This window comes from Pleurocapsa sp. PCC 7327, from assembly GCF_000317025.1.
Classification (GTDB): domain Bacteria; phylum Cyanobacteriota; class Cyanobacteriia; order Cyanobacteriales; family Microcystaceae; genus Hydrococcus.
Window position 1 is genome coordinate 46,671 of sequence record NC_019689.1, and the last position, 19,174, is coordinate 65,844.

The 19,174-nt window shown below is 45.5% G+C and carries 17 protein-coding genes and 1 pseudogene; 5 read left to right on the forward strand and 13 right to left on the reverse strand.

Annotated features, from left to right (window positions below):
• Window positions 1-13 precede the first annotated feature (13 nt).
• Window positions 14-1,021, forward strand: coding sequence for a chlorophyll synthase ChlG (gene chlG / locus PLE7327_RS00200; RefSeq protein ID WP_015141839.1), 1,008 nt, complete (start codon window positions 14-16; stop codon window positions 1,019-1,021).
• A 205-nt stretch (window positions 1,022-1,226) separates the two neighbouring features.
• On the opposite strand, the gene PLE7327_RS00205 is transcribed toward chlG, so the two are convergent.
• Together PLE7327_RS00205 and psbU are read right to left on the reverse strand one after the other, a co-directional pair.
• A complete protein-coding gene (locus tag PLE7327_RS00205) occupies window positions 1,227-2,816 on the reverse strand; it encodes an alkaline phosphatase (RefSeq protein ID WP_041392520.1) in 1,590 nt (529 codons plus the stop codon).
• Between the two features lie 60 nt (window positions 2,817-2,876).
• Window positions 2,877-3,257 (reverse strand): photosystem II complex extrinsic protein PsbU, encoded by a 381-nt coding sequence (gene psbU / locus PLE7327_RS00210; RefSeq protein WP_015141841.1) that lies wholly within the window; start codon window positions 3,255-3,257, stop codon window positions 2,877-2,879.
• A gap of 575 nt (window positions 3,258-3,832) precedes the next feature.
• On the opposite strand from psbU, the gene PLE7327_RS00215 reads away from it, so the two are divergent.
• Complete coding sequence (locus PLE7327_RS00215; RefSeq protein ID WP_015141842.1) at window positions 3,833-4,468, forward strand: peroxiredoxin; 636 nt, start codon at window positions 3,833-3,835, stop codon at window positions 4,466-4,468.
• Window positions 4,469-4,542: 74 nt separating this feature from the next.
• Here the strand turns inward: PLE7327_RS00215 and PLE7327_RS00220 are convergent, their stop codons facing one another.
• On the reverse strand, window positions 4,543-5,490 hold the full coding sequence (locus PLE7327_RS00220) for a glycosyltransferase family 2 protein (RefSeq protein WP_015141843.1): 948 nt from the start codon (window positions 5,488-5,490) through the stop codon (window positions 4,543-4,545).
• 43 nt (window positions 5,491-5,533) lie between these two features.
• The gene (gene ispD / locus PLE7327_RS00225) at window positions 5,534-6,226 is read right to left on the reverse strand and encodes a 2-C-methyl-D-erythritol 4-phosphate cytidylyltransferase (RefSeq protein ID WP_015141844.1); all 693 of its coding nucleotides are present in this window, start codon (window positions 6,224-6,226) and stop codon (window positions 5,534-5,536) included.
• Between the two features lie 229 nt (window positions 6,227-6,455).
• On the opposite strand from ispD, the gene PLE7327_RS00230 reads away from it, so the two are divergent.
• The gene (locus PLE7327_RS00230; RefSeq protein ID WP_015141845.1) at window positions 6,456-7,400 is read left to right on the forward strand and encodes a glycosyltransferase family 9 protein; all 945 of its coding nucleotides are present in this window, start codon (window positions 6,456-6,458) and stop codon (window positions 7,398-7,400) included.
• Between the two features lie 93 nt (window positions 7,401-7,493).
• On the opposite strand, the gene PLE7327_RS00235 is transcribed toward PLE7327_RS00230, so the two are convergent.
• The 7 genes and pseudogenes from PLE7327_RS00235 to PLE7327_RS00265 all read right to left on the reverse strand — a co-directional run bounded on the left by PLE7327_RS00235 (window position 7,494) and on the right by PLE7327_RS00265 (window position 13,349).
• A complete protein-coding gene (locus tag PLE7327_RS00235) occupies window positions 7,494-7,793 on the reverse strand; it encodes a hypothetical protein (RefSeq protein ID WP_015141846.1) in 300 nt (99 codons plus the stop codon).
• 182 nt (window positions 7,794-7,975) lie between these two features.
• Window positions 7,976-9,331 carry a tRNA (N6-isopentenyl adenosine(37)-C2)-methylthiotransferase MiaB gene (gene miaB, locus PLE7327_RS00240; RefSeq protein WP_015141847.1) on the reverse strand — a complete coding sequence of 452 codons (1,356 nt, stop codon included), beginning with the start codon at window positions 9,329-9,331 and terminating at the stop codon, window positions 7,976-7,978.
• Window positions 9,332-9,471: 140 nt separating this feature from the next.
• Window positions 9,472-9,876, reverse strand: a pseudogene (locus tag PLE7327_RS00245) (transposase); the annotation flags it as partial.
• A gap of 130 nt (window positions 9,877-10,006) precedes the next feature.
• A complete protein-coding gene (locus PLE7327_RS00250) occupies window positions 10,007-10,420 on the reverse strand; it encodes a helix-turn-helix domain-containing protein (RefSeq protein WP_041391740.1) in 414 nt (137 codons plus the stop codon).
• Between the two features lie 81 nt (window positions 10,421-10,501).
• Entirely contained in the window at window positions 10,502-11,989 is a 1,488-nt protein-coding gene (locus PLE7327_RS00255) for an aminotransferase class I/II-fold pyridoxal phosphate-dependent enzyme (RefSeq protein WP_015141848.1), read from the reverse strand.
• Between the two features lie 139 nt (window positions 11,990-12,128).
• Window positions 12,129-12,812 (reverse strand): pentapeptide repeat-containing protein, encoded by a 684-nt coding sequence (locus tag PLE7327_RS00260; RefSeq protein ID WP_015141849.1) that lies wholly within the window; start codon window positions 12,810-12,812, stop codon window positions 12,129-12,131.
• Window positions 12,813-12,824: 12 nt separating this feature from the next.
• The gene (locus PLE7327_RS00265; RefSeq protein ID WP_015141850.1) at window positions 12,825-13,349 is read right to left on the reverse strand and encodes a pentapeptide repeat-containing protein; all 525 of its coding nucleotides are present in this window, start codon (window positions 13,347-13,349) and stop codon (window positions 12,825-12,827) included.
• A gap of 876 nt (window positions 13,350-14,225) precedes the next feature.
• Here PLE7327_RS00265 and PLE7327_RS26060 point away from each other — a divergent pair.
• Complete coding sequence (locus PLE7327_RS26060; RefSeq protein ID WP_015141852.1) at window positions 14,226-14,351, forward strand: hypothetical protein; 126 nt, start codon at window positions 14,226-14,228, stop codon at window positions 14,349-14,351.
• Between the two features lie 344 nt (window positions 14,352-14,695).
• Here PLE7327_RS26060 and PLE7327_RS00270 read toward each other — a convergent pair whose 3' ends face one another.
• Together PLE7327_RS00270 and PLE7327_RS00275 are read right to left on the reverse strand one after the other, a co-directional pair.
• Window positions 14,696-16,315, reverse strand: a complete 1,620-nt coding sequence (locus PLE7327_RS00270) for a helix-turn-helix domain-containing protein (protein WP_015141853.1) — start codon at window positions 16,313-16,315, stop codon at window positions 14,696-14,698.
• A gap of 172 nt (window positions 16,316-16,487) precedes the next feature.
• Entirely contained in the window at window positions 16,488-17,933 is a 1,446-nt protein-coding gene (locus tag PLE7327_RS00275) for a YcjF family protein (protein WP_015141854.1), read from the reverse strand.
• A gap of 313 nt (window positions 17,934-18,246) precedes the next feature.
• Here PLE7327_RS00275 and PLE7327_RS00280 point away from each other — a divergent pair, with 313 nt between their 5' ends.
• Window positions 18,247-19,122 carry a ParA family protein gene (locus PLE7327_RS00280; protein ID WP_015141855.1) on the forward strand — a complete coding sequence of 292 codons (876 nt, stop codon included), beginning with the start codon at window positions 18,247-18,249 and terminating at the stop codon, window positions 19,120-19,122.
• The last annotated feature ends 52 nt before the right edge of the window (window positions 19,123-19,174 follow it).

Genomic DNA, 19,174 nt, shown 5'->3' on the forward strand with positions numbered 1-19,174 from the left:
TTTTGACTGGCTTATGTCTGACTCTTCTGTGTCTAATCCGAGCGATCGCGTAAAACTCCCGACCAATGACGATCGCAGCGCCAAAACCAGACAGCTACTGGGCATGAAAGGGGCTGCCTCCGGCGAAACTTCGATCTGGAAAATTCGACTGCAATTGATGAAGCCGATCACCTGGATTCCCCTGATCTGGGGCGTAATTTGCGGTGCGGCTTCTTCTGGCGAATATACGTGGTCGCTCGAAAACATTCTAAAAATTGCTGTTTGTATGGTTCTATCAGGACCTTTCATGACAGGCTATACGCAAACAGTCAATGAATACTACGATCGCGAAATCGATGCTATTAACGAACCTTATCGTCCCATTCCTTCGGGAGCAATTCCTCTTTCCCAGGTTATCGCCCAGATTGTCGTCCTTCTCCTGGGCGGGATCGGTTTGGCTTACGTCCTTGATGTATGGGCAGGTCATGAATTTCCAACCATCACTTGTATTGCCATTGGCGGAGCTTTGTTAGCTTATATCTATTCGGCTCCACCTCTAAAACTCAAACAAAATGGCTGGTTGGGGACTTATGCCCTCGGTTCGAGTTACATCGCTCTGCCTTGGTGGACGGGTCACGCTTTGTTTGGCGACCTGAACTGGACAATCGTCATTTTGACCTTGATTTATAGTTTTGCCGGACTGGGAATTGCTGTCGTTAATGATTTTAAGAGTATAGAAGGCGATCGCCAGTTGGGATTAAAATCCCTTCCCGTAATGTTTGGCGTGACGGCGGCTGCTTGGATTTGCGTCTTAACGATCGATCTTTTCCAAGCTGCAATAGCAGCATACCTAATTTACATTCATGAGAATCTTTATGCCACTATTTTGCTATTGTTAATCATCCCGCAAATTACTTTTCAGGACATGTATTTCCTGCGCGATCCTCTCAAAAATGACGTTAAATATCAAGCCAGCGCTCAACCTTTCTTGGTATTGGGAATGCTGGTCACAGGTTTAGCCTTGGGTCACGCTGGAGTTTAACAATTCGCCGGGAATTCTCTAATTTACTAGACCCTTTGCTTTCGATCGCAAAATTTAATTCTCATGCAGGGAAAACTTCGGGTGGGGAAAAAAGGAAAGGGAAAACTTCTATATATCTTTTCCCTTTCCCTTTACCCGAATAAAAGCAAGAAATCTATTTTGCACTTCGTTTTAGACTGCTTTCAGTTCAATAATATTGTTTCTATCAAGGCTCTAACTGCCGAACTTGAGGGTTCCCATCCTCCACTACGAATGTCGCCAGCGTGCTAACTTTACTATTTTGCTGCTTGACCGTATCTACCACCCGCAAGTCGCTGCGCCACTCCTGACGCGATACAGCACATTTAACGTAACCTCGCAACCGACTTTCAAAAAACTTAATATGAGGATTCTCCGGCAAAACAGACGCAAATTGGTCGTAGGGAACGCCATTTGAACTAATCGACGTACCGACGAACTCGCAGGCGACTGTAGGAGAGGCGGGATTTTGAAAGTCCGACTTGAGTTCGCTAACCCAAAACGAATGGATGTCGCCGCCGATAAAAATCGGATTGGACGGGCGCTGTTGGGCAATATGGTCGAGAATCCGCTTTCGATTTGCTGCATAGCCATCCCAACCGTCGCTCCAGTAACCTTCTCGACCGTCTTTTTGCTGCTTGAGTTGCGCGACTAGATATTGTTGGGCAATAATATTCCAATGGGCGGATGAATTGGTTAAACCATCGAGCAACCATTGTTCTTGAGGTTGACCGAGAAGTGATCGCGCTTCGGCTAATCTTTCTTGACACTCTACAACCTGACCGCCACCATCGCCATTCTCGTCGCAGGCTTGGTCGTCTCGATACTGTCGCGTATCCAAAATGTGAAACAATGCTAGATTGCCCCAGCTAAAACGTCGATAGAGTTGCATGCGATCGCCTTGAGGACGAGAAGCGGGACGGAAGGGCAAATGTTCGTAGTAAGCTTGGTAAGCTGCCGCGCGACGTTTGGCGAACGCTGCTATTTCATCAAAATCTTGCGATTCCAAGTTGGCATAGTCATTATCGACTTCGTGGTCGTCCCAGGTGCAAATAAAAGGAAATAATCGATGGGCTTCTTGGAGATCGCGATCGCTTCTATAGAGGGCGTAATGCCGCCGATACCCCTCTAAATCCATCGGTTCGGGACTCCCATGGCTTCTTACATTATCCGGGCGAGGCACGCCTCCACCTTCGTAAATATAGTCGCCCAGATGAATAACAAAATCGATTTCCTCCTCGCTCATGTGACGATAGGCATTAAAATAGCCGTGTTCGTAATTTTGACAAGAAGCAAAGGCAAAAGACAGACGTTTGCTTGAAGCTGTCGGTGCGGGGCAAGTGCGGGTACGACCGACAGGGCTAACTTCGTTCCCTGTTCTAAACTGATACCAGTACCAGCGATCGCTTTCCAGTCCTTCTACAACGACGCGAACCGAGTGCGCCCATTCGGGAGTTGCCAAGACCACGCCTTTGGCGACGACGCGACGCATTTTTTCATCGGTTGCCACTTGCCATTGCAGGGGAATGTCTGCCGATGGCAGGGTATTTCCCCGGCGGGGATTCGGTGCGAGTCGCGTCCAGAGGACGACGCTATTAGAATCGGGTTCTCCAGACGCAACGCCCAAACTGAAGGGATAATCGGAATACTTGGGCTGGGCAATAAGATAGCGCGATCGATTGGCGATGGCTAAACCTCCCAGAACGCCGGCCCCTAGCAAGAGGTTGCGTCGTTTCAGCTGGGTAGATAGGAAACGATTGAAGAACGGGTTATTCATCTTAAAAAACCCACTCATTAGAGAGTGGGTCGAGGGACAAGTTACCAATTGACCGGGTTTTTAGTAAACGCCGGGATTAATGCGATCGCCACCTTCGTTGAATTCTTTTGAAGGTGGGGTCACGATAAAATTATCTAAGTTAGCTTGCAGGCGTTCTTTTTGGCGTTCGGACAGTCCGGGAATGCTGAGAACATCCTCTACCTTGTTATAGGGAGAGTTTTTGATGATCTTACCCGCCAGATTGGGGTAAAATCCGCGCAAATCCCGAAAGTCGCGAATATCGCTGTTGTTGAGGTCGATCTTTTTCCCAAACTCGGTAGTCAGCATCGCATCAACAGCATTGAGCTTAGGTTGCTCTGCAAATGCGGGAGTTGCTGGTAGGGTTAATAAGCAACTAACTATTAAAGTTAGTAAGGCTAGAATGCGAACCAAGCGTTTCATTTAAGTTTGTTCCTCCTGAAAGAGTAGAGTTTCGTGACATACTCGACCCCATAAAACGGGGTGAGCTTCCTGTTTCATCTAGGTCTGCCTGTCAAGGCACAATGCTTGAACTATGGTCTTACGTCCTATCCACTGGTTTTGCATACCTCCTACTCCTTATTAAGGGGGCAGGGGGGATCGCACTGACAGTCGTATAGCTGTAGCTATACCTAGGCTGCATTCCCTGTGTCCCAGGGAATTTAAGAAAGATGTAGAAATTAACGCGCCGAGCGAGTACAGCAGATCGGATTTAAAAAATTTATATCATGGCGAATATATTTTTATGACAATGAAATTGAGAATTGAAGACCCAAAATAGGCTGGCGCGTCGGACCGATCTCATGGGTTCTTTCAATCGCTCTCAATTTCAGGGAATTTTTGTTCCGCTGCACCCTCGATCGTACCGCAATTTGAGGTCATCGATCGCAGATCGTCAACAGTGAATTATTATAAATCCCTAAAATCTGATATGAAAATGCATCTTTTGTGGCAAGATTGAAAATTGTCCCTATCTAAGTTTTATGGGAATTAAGACTATGGCTCTCCAATTAGGCGATACAGTACCAAACTTCACACAAGATTCTAGCGAAGGAACTATTTCATTCTACGAATGGGCAGGAGACAGTTGGGTCGTTCTCTTCTCCCACCCCGCAGACTATACCCCAGTTTGCACTACCGAATTGGGGGCTGTTGCCAAACTTAAGCCAGAATTTGATAAGCGCAATGTTAAGATCCTGGCTTTGAGCGTTGACGATGCAGAGTCCCATAGGGGGTGGATTAAAGATATTAACGAAACCCAGAATGCTACGGTGAATTATCCGATTATTGCCGACCCCGATCGCAAGGTTTCTAACCTTTACGGGATGATCCATCCCAATTCTCTCGATAACTTGACAGTCCGTTCAGTCTTTATCATCGACCCCAATAAAAAACTGCGCTTAACAATTACCTATCCCGCTAGCACGGGTCGTAACTTCGATGAGATTCTTCGGGTCATTGATTCTTTACAATTAACAGATAATTATCAAGTCGCGACTCCAGCTAACTGGAAAGATGGAGATGATTGCGTTGTCGTACCTTCCATCCCAACTGAAGAAGCGAAAGCAAAATTCCCCAAAGGAGTTACCGAAATTAAGTCTTATCTGCGCATGACTCCTCAGCCTAACAAGTAAATAGCTTCAAGCGGTCAGCTTTCTACTCTGACCGCTTTATTGTATAAATCGCGCACTCTCTGAAATCTAGCTGCTCAAAGCCACTCGATTGTTTTGGCTTCCTCTGATAGTTTGGCTTGTTTTTGTCCTGTCGTTCTGGCTTGAAAACCAATGAGATCGATGGGCGTTCTGATAAGATCGATCGCCTTCGCTTTGCCAATAACTAATTTAGCGCTATCTCTTGGCAACTCTTTAAGCAACCAGCGACTGACTCGGTACAACGATTCCCTGAAAGTCAATTCTCGCATGAGAGAGACACCGTGCAGTTCGTGTAGATAGCGATTAGAGGTACCGTATCGCCGCCACTGGCTTTTGAACTCTCGCAGATTCGCACGATGTCGGTGGCGGACAATTGCCTGGGGCGCAAATTCTAATTTCCAGTCCGTCTGTTTTTGGATGCGCCAGCAAATATCGGCATCTCCCCCAGTGGTTAGGTAAGGACGAAATAAACCCACTCGTTCAAAAACTTCTCTGCGTATAGCTATATTAGCCGTTTGACCGTAGGAACAAAAAGGATGTTCGACGAGAAACTTTTGCGACATGAGTTCGTATCGTTCGGCATATTGTTCTAAAATCGTGTTACCTGGCAACGCAACCAATTCGCCAACAACGATCCCTACGGTTGGATTAGCAAAAGGAATGACAAGCTTCTCTAACCAATCGGGTTGAGGGCGGCAATCCGCGTCTGTAAAAGCGATAATTTCTCCTTGGGCGATTCTTATGGCTTTATTTCTCGCTGCATAGGAACTTTGAATCTTATCTTCCCTCAAAACTTGGAGGTTGATTTTTTCGGTAGAGGTTTGAGCAGCAGCGGTTGCTAGGATTTGTCCCGTGCGATCGCTGCTGTTATTATCTACTAAGAGATACTCGACGCGATCGCGCGGGTAGGTTTGCGTTCTCAAACATTCGATTAAATCGGGTAAATCCGCCTCGCCGTTATAAATGGGTACGATAACCGATACCTTAGAGTTGTCCTTTGTCATTTGTTCTTTGTCCTTTGTCTAGCAGACGCCAAACATGACGCTCCTACTGATTACTGAATAGGCGTTGGCGAAGAATAAATTCGGCGATCGCGAGATCGATGGGAGTCGTTACTTTCAGATTCGTTTCTTCCCCCTCCACAATCTGGACGGGTAAGTGGCACCGCTCAAACAATGCGGCATCGTCGGTAACTTCCCAACCGAGTTTGCGTCCTTTTTCGTGACATTCTTTGAGAAGTTGTACTTCAAAACCTTGCGGGGTTTGAGCTGCCCATAAATAACGGCGTTCGGGCGTATCTTTAATTAAATTAGTCTTATCGACGATTTTGATCGTATCTTTGACCGGAATAGCAGCAATTAAACCCGAACAGGTTAACAAAGCTTCCGCACAGCGATCGAACAATTCTGGCGTTGCCAAACACCTTGCCCCATCGTGAATCAATACCCGTTCTGCCGATGAGGGTAATGCCTGCAAGCCATTATCAACCGATTCCTGACGGGTTTCTCCCCCTTTAATCAGTTCGACGGGTTTAGCGAGAGCAAGCTCGGCGATAATTGCCTTAAAGTCGGCAAAATCATCGGGTTGTCCGATGATGCCGATCCAACTGATTTGACGCGAGGCTTCGGCTGCTGATAGCGTCCACGCCAGTAGAGGTTTACCCAATAAGGTTAGCAGAAGTTTATTGCGAGCGCTCCCCATCCGTTTTCCCATTCCGGCAGCGGGAATCAAGAAATGCATAGTCACTTGGATATCGATTACTCAATCTAAATTATCAGAGGAAAGCGCGATCGATTTAGACTTACTTTCGTCGATTGGAAGAGACATAGATGGCTATACTCCTACATTATCTATATCGAAGATCTAGAATTTGTTGTGAATAAACCAACGGTTTAGGTATATCTTCCTTTACAATGAATGTTGTCATGTTGCGATCGACCCGACAGATGTCTAAACCAAAGATCGAAAGATGAGAATAATAGCTCTTGTTCCTGGGGGAATTAGCGAGCAAATTTTGTTTTTTCCTACCCTGGAAGACCTCAAAAAACAATATCCCAAAGCCGCTATCGATGTAATGATAGAGCCTCGTGCTAAAGCGGCTTATCGAGTTTGCCCTTATGTTAATGAAGTCCTCGTCTTCGACTATAGAGATCGTAACGGCTTGGCGGATTATCTAAATCTGTTGGGGATAATCCGCGATCGCGAGTACGATATGGCTTTGAGTTTAAGCCAGCGTTGGACGATAGGGCTGTTGCTCTGGCTCAATGGCATCCCGATTCGGATAGGCTATAAAAATAATGCTTCCTGGTTTTTATCTGACTCCGTTCCTCTCAAAAGCGAGCAGTATGCTGCCCACAAGTATCACGATCTGCTGCAAGCTTTAGGGATTCAATCTTCTTGCCCGGAACTTAAAGTCACCTTGCCCAAGGAAGATATCGATTGGGCAGAAGCAGAACAGAAACGCCTGGATATCGAAGAGAGCGGTTATATTCTTCTTTACGATGGCTTTGAGGGAGGCGATAACACCTATCCTGTTGCAAAATGGCGCAAGATTGTCGAAGATCTTCAGCAAAAACAGCCCAACCTACCGATTGTTTTGCTCCGAGACTCTGAAAACGAGCGATGGGTGGCAACGACGATCGAAGATCGTCCCAATCTTAAAGTAGTGTCTCCTCCGGATCTTGGTAAGTTAGCTGCGATCGTCGCTGGTGCAAATTTGATGCTGTGTACTGACAGCGTGCCGATGCACTTATCGGTGGCAGTCGGTACTTATACAATCGCCTTATTTGGTTCTACAGACGCAACTAAACTCCTGCCACCCAATTCGGAGCGCAGCATTGGCATTCAATCTCCAACGAAGAAAGTTGCCGATATTGAACCGGAAACCATTCTCCAGCAGATTTGGCGCGGCTAAGTCAATCATCATAATTAAATATCAATTAAGAATCCAAGAGCAGAGCCAGGTCAGCTCTGCTCTTGGATCGAAATTGAGATGCCGCTCTTGCCCCTAACTGATACTCTTGCGAAGGTGTTCTAGAATTTGCTTTTTGCGCTCTTTCTCATCTAGAGAAAAATCGCCAAAATCCGCACTGCTGCGAGCGATATGATCCATAATTCGCTTTTTGCGATCGCCCGCTTTGGCTGTACTCGGTACGGGAGCTGGAGCCGGAATGGGGATAGAAGGTGGAGGTGGTGGAGCCGATGTAGCAGGAGTTACGGGACTTTTTTTCGGGGACAGGAACTTCATCCCATCCGAACTCATTGCTAAATGCTCCATGATACGCCGTTTACGATTGTCAGCCGCCATGATTCTTCCAAATTTTAAATTTTTCTAAATTTTTGTAACTAATTTGTATTGTTATACATTTCTTATGATTCGAGCAAGCAATATCAAGTCGCTTCGCTCCAATTCGCAATTGATAATTCGCAATTGACAATTATTATGAAGTCAAAACTACCGCGATCGAACGATCTAAAAGGCAAAATCGATTAATTGGGATTCCCAAAAACTATTTCGCCTGTCAAACTAAAGGCGCGAGCTTCTGTAATTTTCACTTTCACCAACTTGCCTTTCAATTGTTGGATATTGCCAGTGAAGAAAGTGAGGCGATTGCCTCTCGTTCGTCCCATCACTTGAGTAGAATCTTTGGGATTTTGGTCTTCTACGAGAACCTCTTCAATGCGTCCGAGATAGCGCTGGGTTCTTTCGGCAGCTTTAGTTGCGACTAGGTGATTGAGTCGTTGCAAGCGATCGCTTTTCACTTCCTCGCTAACTTGATTTTCCCAGATAGCAGCAGGCGTACCGGGACGGGGAGAATAAGCCGCCGTATTCAATTGGTCGAAGCCAAGATCTTCTACTAATTGTAACGTATTCTCAAACTGTTCTTCTGTCTCCCCTGGGAATCCGACGATCGCATCGGCACTGATAGACGCATCGGGCATACACTCGCGGATTTTCTCGATAATCTGGCGATATCTCTGGTGGGTGTAACCCCGCTTCATCGCTTTGAGAATTTCATTATCTCCCGACTGGAAAGGAATATGAAAATGCTCGCAAACTTTGGGTAACTCTTGACAAGCCTTTATCAGCCTTTCGGTAAAGTAACGGGGATGGCTGGTAGCAAAGCGAATGCGTTCGATTCCCGGCACGTCATGGACGTAGTAAAGCAAATCGGTCAGAGTATGTTGGTGCCTTCCCGTTTCTGTCACTCCTGGCAAATCGCGTCCGTATGCGTCGATATTTTGCCCCAGAAGCGTCACTTCCTTGTAGTCCTGCCTTGCCAATTCTTCCATTTCAGCGCGAATTGCCTCTGGCGTGCGCGACTGTTCTATCCCTCTAACGCTGGGGACGACGCAATAGGTACAGCGTTCGTTACACCCATAAATAACGTTTACCCAGGCAGTTACAGCGCTTTCCCGACGCGGTTTGGTAATATCTTCCATAATGTGGACGGGTTCGGTAGCCACAACCTGACTGCCTGCGAATACCTCTTCTAGCAAGTCGTGCAAGCGATTGGCGTGCTGGGGACCCATAACCAGATCCAATTCGGGAACGCGCCGCAATAATTGTTCGCCCTCCTGCTGGGCAACGCAACCTGCAACAATTAAGGTTAAGTTTGGTTGTTCATGCTTGCGTTTTGCTTGTCTGCCGAGGTAAGAATAGACTTTTTGTTCGGCATTATCCCGAATCGTACAAGTATTATAGAGAATGAGATCTGCCTGATTGGGATCTTCGGATCGCACAAAACCCATCTCCTCCAAAATCCCTGCCATGCGTTCCGAGTCAGCTTTATTCATCTGACAGCCAAAAGTGGTGATGTGGTAGCGACGCTGAGAATTGGTCATGGTTGAGAAGCGGTTAGATTGCGATCGATTCGTATTAGAGTCCAGTTCTCCATTATAAATTTTTACAATCCCACTTGTGGAACTTCGCTAGCCAAGCAACCGATTAAGGATCGAGTAAACTACAGCGATATGCAGACAAGTTAAGTACAGTAGCAGCAATGAGTAAACCAATTATGAACATCCTTTAAAGTAATAAGTTGTAATCCGTCTCGAATAGCCTCATGAAGTGTTTCACTAGTTCGAGCCTCGATAGAGCGAAGATGTGATTTAAGTTTAGACCACAGATTTTCAATCGGATTAAAGTCAGGTGAATAGGGAGCAAGATAGACAACTTTAGCTCCGACTGAGGCGATCGCCTCGGTAACTCCTTGAACTTTATGTGCTGGTAAATTATCCATGACAACTACTGCTCCGGGCCACAAAGAAGGCACCAAGATTTCTTCAACAAACCACAAAAAAGTATCTCCGTTATTTCCACCATCGAAACTTAGACCAGTTAAGAAACCGTCTTTGAGAGTCATCGCTCCGATGATAGAAACGTTTTTTCCTCTTTTAAGAGGGCGTTTACTCTAAGCACGATTTCCTTTCATGGCACGAGCATAAAAGCTGACCATGGCTAAATTCACTCCGGTTTCATCAAGAAACACCAAATCTTTAACGGCGACATCTTTAATTTCATTCCAGTAATGACATCGTTGAAGTTGTTTCTCCTGGGTATAAGCTTCTGTTGCCTTGAGAGTTTTTTTTTCGAGTCAAATTCAACTTTTTAATTCCACGGCTAATCGTAGAGTTACTAACTTGGAGCTTTGTTTGAGCTTCAAGTCTTTGAGCTAACTCAGATAAGGTAGCATCATTATCCTCTTCAACCAGAGTTGTTAACACTTCAAGGTGTTGAGGTTGCAGGAGAGGTTGATTTCCGCCACTGTAAGACTTAGGCTCAATTTTGCCTTCAGAGTAAAAACGCTTTAACAGTCTTCTAACACAATCTGGGCTTACTTTGAAGCGTTTGGCTAACTGGCGAATTGAACCTTCTTGGTTTTCGTAAGCCATCACAATTTTTTGACGCAAGTCTAGAGAGTAAGGCTTCATTAAAAATATTATCTATCTTAACTATTTAGTACAAATGATTGTACTTATTTTATCTGCACACTGCTGTAGGTATGCCCCTAACTACTTGCTAATAACCCGTAACGTCTGCAAGCTAGCATCCGCACAACCGCTAACGAACCCGCCAGCGCCAACAATCCTTTGTAAAGACGCGATCGCGTCTTCTGTAATCGCTTCTCCGGGCAACAAGATCGGAATTCCCGGCGGATAGGGACAAATCGTTTCCGCACTAATGCGACCAATCGCTTGAGAAATGGGTATGGTTTCGGTAGGAGAAAAGAAAGCAGCGCGGGGGGATAATACAGGCATGGAGTTTGGGGAAGGAGGGAATTTTGGCAAGCTTTGTCCCTCAATCTTTCCCGTGCCCTCGCTTCTATATTTGTCAGATAAATGCTTGAATGCATCGACCAAGCGATCGCTATCTTCGGCTGTATTTCCCAAAGTAATAATAAAAGTAAGATGTTGTAGGGTTGGCAGTTCGGCAGTAACTCCTAATTGCTCGTAGAAGATTTCGTCAGCCGCAAATCCATCGATCCCCAAGGCAGAGACGGTAACTGTCAGGCGGGTGGGATCGAGGGCGTAAAAACCCGGCGTTTTCGTTGGTTTTGGCTGTAGAACAGATAATCCAGGAATTTGCCCAATACGCGATCGCGCTTCGTCAGCTAGCCGAATGGTGCGTTCCAGCAAAGCTTTACCTTGGGTTGCCATTTGTTGTCTGGCGGCATCTAAAGAAGCTAAGAGCAGATTGCTGGGGCTGCTGGACTGTAGAAGTTGTAGCGCTTGGCTGACTCTCCCCGGATCGATGCGCGAACCTTTGAGATGCAACATCGATGCCTGAGTCATGGCAGATAGGGTTTTGTGAGTCGATTGTACCGCCAAATCTGCCCCCGCTGCTAGCGCCGCGGTAGGTAGGGCTGGATGGAAGGCAAAATGAGCGCCATGGGCTTCGTCAACCAGTAGAGGAATGCCGTAATTATGAACTTGTCGAGCGATCGCGGCGATATCTCCACAAATGCCTTGATAAGTTGGAGAGACTATCATCACCGCTTTAGCATCCGCATGTTGTTCTAGCGCCTCGGCAATCGTTTCGGGCGCGACGTTGTGGGTTAAATCCACAACCGGATCGTATTCTGGCACGACAAAGACGGGATGAGCGCCAGAAACAATTAGTCCCGCGATCGCAGATTGATGGATATTGCGCGGCAGAATAATCTTATCTCCTGGGGCGCAGGTTGCCACGATCGCTGCCATTACGCCACAGGTTGAGCCGTTGACTAAAAACCAAGTACGATCGGCTCCAAAGGCTTCTGCTGCCAGATTTTGGGCTTTCGCGATCGCGCCGTCGGGTGCAAATAAACTCAGTCCCGGCAAGTCTGGTAAGTCCGATTGAAAGATTTGGCGACCAAACAGCTCGGCAATCCTATCTGACGTTCCTCGACCTCGCTTGTGTCCGGGCGTGTAGAAGGAGACAGTCGGGTATTGAACTTCAACCCGTAAAGCATCGAGCAGTGGCGTAGCGAGCTGCGGGTTGGCAGCGGGATCTAATACCATTTCTAAAAAAGAACGCTACAGATGCTCGAAGAAAAAAGCCTTACACACAGAGCTGCTGAGTAATTGAGAACTGATAATTACAAGTTGCGAATTAGTATAACATTATTTTAGATTCTGGATTTTGCTAGCCGTTGAACTCTTATACGATCGTACCATCTGGTAAGGTGGCTCCTTGGAGGTTAGCTTCCCGAAGACTTTCCTCGCTAGCATTAGCACCATACAAATTAGCTTGGCTCAAGTCGGCTTCGGCAAGACTGGCACCGCATAAATTGGCTCCTGCTAGCGTGGCTTTGTGCAGGTTGGTTTTGGATAAGTTCGCACCAGCTAGATTGGCTCCTCTTAAATTAGCGCCGCTTAGGTTAGCCTCAACCAAACTTGCGTTACTTAAGTTAGCCCCTGCTAGATTGGCTTCCATCAGAGTAGCACTCAAAACCGCTCCGCTCAGATTAGCACCTTTAAGGGATGCCTCGCTTAAATTAGCGCCACTGAGATTAGCACCGCTCAAATTGCTGCCATTCAACGTAATTTTCGCCAAGTTAGCTTCAGCTAGTTTGGCCCCGCCGAGATTGGCTCCGATGATATCGGCATGACTGAAGTTAGCGCCGATCGAATTAGCTCCGCTCAGGTTAGCACCAATCAAGTTAGCTTCGCTCAAATCTGCTGCTACTAGATCTGCTCCGCTGAGATTAGCTCCAACTAAGTTGGCACCTTTTAGATTAATTCCGCTCAGTTTGGCGCGATAGAGGCATGTTCCCGTGAGATCGACTCCCTCAAAATTTCTTTCTCCGGCTGCATATTGCTTCAATAGGTTATCGACATTCATTTTTTTAACTTGTTACCAATGAATCGTACCATCGGGCATAATCGTTCTTTCGAGGTTGGCTCCGCGCAGGTTGGTGCGACTGAGATCGGCATTCCTGAGATCGGCTCCTCGCAAGTCGGCACCGTAGAGATTTGCTCCTTGCAGATTGGCTCCTCGTAGATTGGATTCTGCTAGGTTTACTCCTGCGAGAATTGCCCCTCGCAGCTTCGCACCCGACAGGTTGGCTTTTTGCAAAACGGCACCTGTCAGGACAGCTTCGCTCAAGTTAGCTCCGCTTAGGTTAGCTTCCTTGAGGTCGGCTCCGCTCAAATTTGCTACGATCAGACAAGCTTCTCGGAGATCGGCTCGATCTAGGCTGGCTACTACCAGAAATGCACCGCTCAAGTTAGCGCCTCTTAATAGTGCCCCAGACAGATTGGCTCGAATGAGATTGGCTCCGCTGAGTTTTGCCTGCGCTAGATCGACTCCGTGTAAATCTATTCTGCTAAAATCCCGTTCCCCAGCAGCATATCGTGTCAGTAGCTTATTGCCATTCATACTCGGCAGTTAGTCGTATTAGGTAGTCGTGAGTTGTTCGGGGAGCAGGACAAAATTCCAACACCCCAATTTATTTAAAAGGGCTAGTACTTTCTGACTATTAATCTTTGCGTCTTGATTTCTTAAAGTTTTTAGCTCGTTCATAACAGGTTGGTCAGTTGGTTCGAATCTCTAACTTAAATAAGTTATTAATCAATTGCGATTAACAGGTTTTTGATGTTTATACTTGATTCGACTTTCAATTCTAGTTTCGATTGTCGATCGCCCAAACCATTTTTAAAACCACCACTAACTTTTTTGAGAAGTTCGCACGCCTGGATGATTGACTTAAAGAAATGAAGTAAAGAATATGGTTTTCTTCAAGAATTTCTAGTTTTTACTCCTATCTCTATTCTAGTTATCAATTCATCTCTAAATGTTCCCGAAAATTGTTGTTGGCTTTTTTACTTAACTGAATAAATTTATAACAACAATTTTTAGCGATGACAAGAAAAATTTTCTTTTCTACCTTAAAAAATTTTACGTCCCTGTCATCGTCAACGATCGCGGTATACTTGCGGGGATTTTATCTAGGTACTTTTACTGTAGCTTAAGGTGAAGATAGATAGGCAAAAAAAGTCACTAAAATCAACATTTTTGAGCTGGCTAGGAATCACGCCAAGGGTTTTTATTTTCGGAAATTTGTTCGTTACTGGCAATAGCAATCCTCAATGAGTTATGTCAATGAAACTGCGATCGCTAAGCTTCAACGATTTCGGTTAGAAACCAATCTGTCAAGAACTAAAACCTTGCTAGTTCTCGTTTTCTTCACAATGCTGTAGTATTCTCGCACTGGGCAATAGACGTTCGCGATCGCGTTTAAGCAGAGCATAAGCCATGGCAGACCTTAATGGTACGATGATGCAGTATTTCCATTGGTACATGACCGATAATGGAACCCTTTGGGATAAGGCAAAAGACAGAGCCAAGAAATTAGCCGATGTAAGTTTCACGGCGATGTAGCTACCACCAGCCTATAAGAGAATTAGCGGTCAGAGAGACGTTTTTCAGACAAAATCCGGCTGAACGTTGGTAAACTTATATTTTGCACCAGAATCAGCAAACATTAAAATCTCGCCAAGAAATCAATTTCTTGGCTAACAGCATAAGTCCATTAAAATGGACTGAAGTCTTATCTAGTAATCATTAAGTTTTATAGGCGAGGACTTTCGCAATAGAGCAAAGGAATTCATTTCCTTGTGGGATAAAGCGTAGGTGTAAGATCTGAGTAAAGACGCAATCTATAATGCGATCGCGCTAAGCTTTGACTACATCCTTTTGTATTACCGAAAAGTTGCTTGAAGTCGCTACAATCCTAAAATTTCTCTCAATCGCTCTCGATCTGCTGGTTTGATTTCAAAACGCTTGTGTTCGATATCCCTCACCCAACTCTGGCTTTTGCCCATCATCTTTGCCAAACGCCTTTGGCTCCAGCCTTTATTGTTGCGAGCGGCTATCACTGCTTCTCCAGTTAGTTCGGGCTGTATTTTGCGCTTCGCTTTTTCTGTGACAGTTTCTTTTTTTTGAGCTTCAAACTCAGCTATCCCCCGCGCAAATTCCGTCGGCAATTCAAACTTGAGAATGTAAGCATTCATCAGCCGTTCCCATTTTCGGCGAGGGGCAGGATCGGTGATTCGCCTACTTTTGCTAGCATCATCGATCCAAAAGTCGAGATCGGCTTCGCTATCTTCGGGAATATCGAGTAATTTAGCCCAAAGTGGCTGAATTTCTGAGGCATAGGTCACCGGATCGAAAACGGGTTTAAAACCGCACTCGTATAAGACTTCTAAATCGTTTTCAAAAGTTTGTATCCGCTGCGTGCGGCGATCGCGTTTTCTATTGGTTCGCGCAATTGGCTCCTCGCCATAGCCAACTTTCATTAGGGTTGAAACAGCGATCGCTTCTTCTGGTTCCTGCTGAAGTTTAAATAGCAGCCAGAGCATCATGCGAGCCGCTCCTTGGTGCTTCTGCCAAAGGCTCATGACTTTTTCCAAGAGCGATTTAGGTAGGATGGCAGATTGATAAAAGGCAGTCTTTTCTTGTGCTCCTTGGGGATTGAGGAAATATTTCGCCCACTGACCTGCCCTAATCCTAAACCGAAGCCCGATGACGTGTTTGTTGCCAAAGGAATCTTCTTGAAAGCGGTGTTCGATGCTCAGTAGGTGCCAGAGTCGGCTTTCTTCTACTGTAAAGGCTCTGAGGCGCTCCTGTTGGGGAAAGCGAATAGAAGCGAGCAGTTGGCAGGGTTGCCGAGCTAGAAATTTAATTAGGGCTAGTTTGTCGTGTCTGGATAGGTCTTTACGTTCGTCTAATCTTAAATAAGCTTCAATCTGTCCGTCGTCAATGACGAATGCTTCTTCCCAAGGACGTTCCAAAGTCGTCGCACAAGCAGCATAGATGAGGTGCATGCAAGCAGCTCTCAGATTAAATAGTTCGATCGCTCGCCAAGCTGCATCGCCGCTAAGGGAATTGGGACATTCGCCTTCTAAATTTTCGGCAAGGCGGAAGCGGATCTTTCCCTTGCCATACCGAAATTGCTGGCTGTAGGAAACTTTTCCATCCGGTTCGGTTAGCCAAGGAAGCAAACTCGATTGAGCTAGGAGATTGCAAGCTTCCCAAACGATCCTTGCTGCCGCGATCGCAGTTGTCTTTCCATCTAAAAATAGTTCTGGGTTAGCGAGGCTTTCTTTGTCCGACCAGCGACATTTTTTCCTCTTAATTTTAAAGGACGGATCGATTTCTAAGGGAACCGGATGGAGAGTCGGACATAGCACTACGCATAGCGGATCGGGATAATATTCCAGACAGTTATTGCAGAGATAGGGATCGATTTGATAGAGATTTTCTCTTCTCGCGATCGCTTCTGTCGGACATCGAGGACGGCAAGCATCGCAGGCGATACACTCAGTCACGATTGTATAGGTCATTGCGTTACCCAGAGTTCGTTATTTGCCGATCGCTAAGCTGGCAAATATCTGGGTTTGATGAGCAATCTTAATTGCTTCATCTCAACTCAGGTTACTTTCAGTATGCTATGAAACTGTCTAGATTTCTGTTCGTAGCAAGCACTACGAAGAAAAATTCCTCAAAAAATTGGAGTTAGGAAGCCACCGTTTCCGTTTGGGGAGATTCGGGAAACAAACGCGCTAGCGCACCTTTGACGAAACCTTGTAGAAGTGCGCCCCGTTGATTTTGCTCGAATACCTGTTTGAGCTTTTGTGCCAATTTTTCTGGATTCAAACCGTCTCCTGAAGCGATACCGATTTCTTGTTCTTGGAAATATTCGATCAGACTTAACCCTGCCAGGCGAGTCAGATAGGCGGCACTAACTCCCTGTACCGCACCGCCGGCAACGTAGGTTATGGCATTACTTTTCAGTAAGCTGCCGATCGTTTGGGTAGACAGTTCGACTAATCCTAACTGCACCATCAGCTTGCCAATCGTGCCAGAAGCCGCTTGTGCTTGGGAGAGAGAGAATTTTTGCTGGTAGATGTCGCTCAAATCGACTAGCATTTGAGCGTTAATCGCAGCCGTTGCTAATAAATCGAGGGCAGCAACGGGGTTGGCAAAGGCGGCAGCAGCAGCAATCCACTGATATTGTTCGATGACTGGAATGGCGCGATCGCATCTGACTTCATTGAGAATTGTTTTGACTTGTTGCTTTAACTCTATTGCTTCTCGCCAAGTCGTTCCCCAGATCAGTTGTTCTCTTTGTTGGATCAGAATTTGCTTGAGGCGATCGCGCAACGCGCCGATTTCTGCTGGCGGGTTTTCCATCCATTCTTGCACGGAACCATCGTCTCGATGTTGTCTAACTTTCACTGGGTTGGGAGCGGCAGCGATCGCGATAACATTTTCCAGGGGGAGAATCTCTCTGACTCGCTGCTGCAATTGTTGTAAGATTTCTTCCCGTTCGTGGGGAAGGTATTGGTCTTGTTTGTTAAATAGCAGGACGATTTGCTGATGGGATCCTCTCAGTTGCTGTATGATTTGTCGTTCTGAATCGGTTAAATCTCCAGTTGTTAGGAATAATACTAAGTCAGATGCTAGAGCAACTTCTTTGGCGGCAGTATCGGTTGTATCCGTTTCGGATAAGAAAGCGGCTGTTTCTACCCATTGGATATTTTCGGCAATCTTTTGGCTTTCTAGGACTTGTTTTAAGGTGGTTTTGCCGACTTTTTTGCCGCCGGCGATCGCCAGTCGTAATGTTTGCCGCTTAAACGATTCGGACAATTGAGCGACTTGTTGTTTTAAGGAGGAGATATCTCGATCTGGGGCTTCTGTTGCCAAAGCTGCGATCGCTGCTTCAGCTTGAGCGATTGCCCGATCGACGGTTTCTCGTTTTAGAGGCGAAAGTAACTGTAGGGATTTGCTGCGAGAGGCTTTTTGTTGTAGCATCCAAGAACCCATTCCCAACGCAATCGCTCCTAAAATGCCCCACTCTCCCACTTCGAGCATTTCTTCGTGAAGACCATCCCACAGCCAGAGTAGGATGGATACGCCGATGCCTGCGACTAAGATCGGCTTGCGTAATTTAACCGCCATTTTTTCTCCCCTACGGTTACTCTCGTGAAGATTTTATCTCTATTATGCTACGTCTTAAGGGGCTATCTTTTCTAGTAATCGATAGAAATTGCAACGCTAAGCTTGACTTGCGAAAACTTTCGCTGATTCTCCCTGACAAACAGATCTTGATAAAAGCATCGAACCTCGGTTGATTTTAAATGTCCGTGTCGCAATAAATTCTCCCAACTCCGACTTTCTGTAGGACAAGCGTTGCAGCACATAACAAATCGATAATATAGCTACATATAATGTTAATTATTCTCGATTCTTCTAATTGCTAACTTCTCCATCAATGGGATCTATTATCGCCATAGTCAACATGAAAGGTGGCGTTGGGAAAACCACAGTTACTATCAATTTAGCAACTTGTCTAGCAAAAAATTATGGCAAGAGAGTATTAGTTGTTGACTTGGATACCCAAATTAATGCCACGCTGAGTTTAATGTCTCCTTTTCAATTTGCCAAACTCAAACAAGAAAAACGAACTATAAAAACTTTAATTCATCAAGCAACCGAACTAGATAATTCTTTATCTCTATCGATTCTTGAAATCATTCAACCAAATATTTGCCATACTAAAGGTCTTGATTTATTGCCAGGAGATGTGGAGATTTATCAGGATTTTTTACTGGCAGAAATAATCGTGGCAAAATCTCAAGGTAAACATCAAGAATTCAAAAATAACTGGCATCAATTAGAGGATACATTAATTGCTAGTATCCTCAAACCAGTTATTAATAACTATGACTTTATTTTCATGGACTTTTCTCCAGAAGATAACTTAATTACTCGCAGCGGCATTCTAGCTAGTCATTTTTATCTAGTGCCTGCCAAACCCGAACCTTTATCAGTAATAGGAGTTGGCATGTTAGAAGGTCGAATTCAGCAATTCAAAGATCGCGATCGCTCTCACCTTAATTTACTAGGAATTATCTTCACTTCTTTAGGACATGCTAGTAATATGGGAGAAAAAATCAGACGTAGATTGAGTGAGGATTTTGGCGAACGAGCAATTTTTCAGACAGAAATTCCGCTTAACATTGCGGTGGCAAGAGCTGTTGAAGAATATAAACCCGTCGTTTTAACAGAACCTCAATCTCCCGGTGCTAAAGCTTTTTATTGCTTAAGCCATGAATTTTTAGAAAAATTTACTTGTTGGTCGCGATAACCAATTTTTTTTGCAATAGTTAAAAGGCTAAAGTCTGTCTTAGAGGACTTTA

Bases quoted from the DNA above. Each gene is read 5' to 3' on its own strand.
- PLE7327_RS00235 (WP_015141846.1), bottom strand. From the start codon at position 7,793: ATGGCGGCTGACAATCGTAAACGGCGTATCATGGAGCATTTAGCAATG.
- psbU (WP_015141841.1), bottom strand. From the start codon at position 3,257: ATGAAACGCTTGGTTCGCATTCTAGCCTTACTAACTTTAATAGTTAGT.
- ispD (WP_015141844.1), bottom strand. From the start codon at position 6,226: ATGCATTTCTTGATTCCCGCTGCCGGAATGGGAAAACGGATGGGGAGC.
- PLE7327_RS26060 (WP_015141852.1), top strand. From the start codon at position 14,226: ATGGCAGACCTTAATGGTACGATGATGCAGTATTTCCATTGGTACATG.
- PLE7327_RS00270 (WP_015141853.1), bottom strand. From the start codon at position 16,315: ATGACCTATACAATCGTGACTGAGTGTATCGCCTGCGATGCTTGCCGT.
- PLE7327_RS00250 (WP_041391740.1), bottom strand. From the start codon at position 10,420: ATGAAGCCTTACTCTCTAGACTTGCGTCAAAAAATTGTGATGGCTTAC.
- PLE7327_RS00215 (WP_015141842.1), top strand. From the start codon at position 3,833: ATGGCTCTCCAATTAGGCGATACAGTACCAAACTTCACACAAGATTCT.
- PLE7327_RS00280 (WP_015141855.1), top strand. From the start codon at position 18,247: ATGGGATCTATTATCGCCATAGTCAACATGAAAGGTGGCGTTGGGAAA.
- PLE7327_RS00230 (WP_015141845.1), top strand. From the start codon at position 6,456: ATGAGAATAATAGCTCTTGTTCCTGGGGGAATTAGCGAGCAAATTTTG.
- miaB (WP_015141847.1), bottom strand. From the start codon at position 9,331: ATGACCAATTCTCAGCGTCGCTACCACATCACCACTTTTGGCTGTCAG.
- chlG (WP_015141839.1), top strand. From the start codon at position 14: ATGTCTGACTCTTCTGTGTCTAATCCGAGCGATCGCGTAAAACTCCCG.
- PLE7327_RS00265 (WP_015141850.1), bottom strand. From the start codon at position 13,349: ATGAATGGCAATAAGCTACTGACACGATATGCTGCTGGGGAACGGGAT.
- PLE7327_RS00255 (WP_015141848.1), bottom strand. From the start codon at position 11,989: ATGGTATTAGATCCCGCTGCCAACCCGCAGCTCGCTACGCCACTGCTC.
- PLE7327_RS00260 (WP_015141849.1), bottom strand. From the start codon at position 12,812: ATGAATGTCGATAACCTATTGAAGCAATATGCAGCCGGAGAAAGAAAT.
- PLE7327_RS00220 (WP_015141843.1), bottom strand. From the start codon at position 5,490: ATGACAAAGGACAACTCTAAGGTATCGGTTATCGTACCCATTTATAAC.
- PLE7327_RS00205 (WP_041392520.1), bottom strand. From the start codon at position 2,816: ATGAATAACCCGTTCTTCAATCGTTTCCTATCTACCCAGCTGAAACGA.
- PLE7327_RS00275 (WP_015141854.1), bottom strand. From the start codon at position 17,933: ATGGCGGTTAAATTACGCAAGCCGATCTTAGTCGCAGGCATCGGCGTA.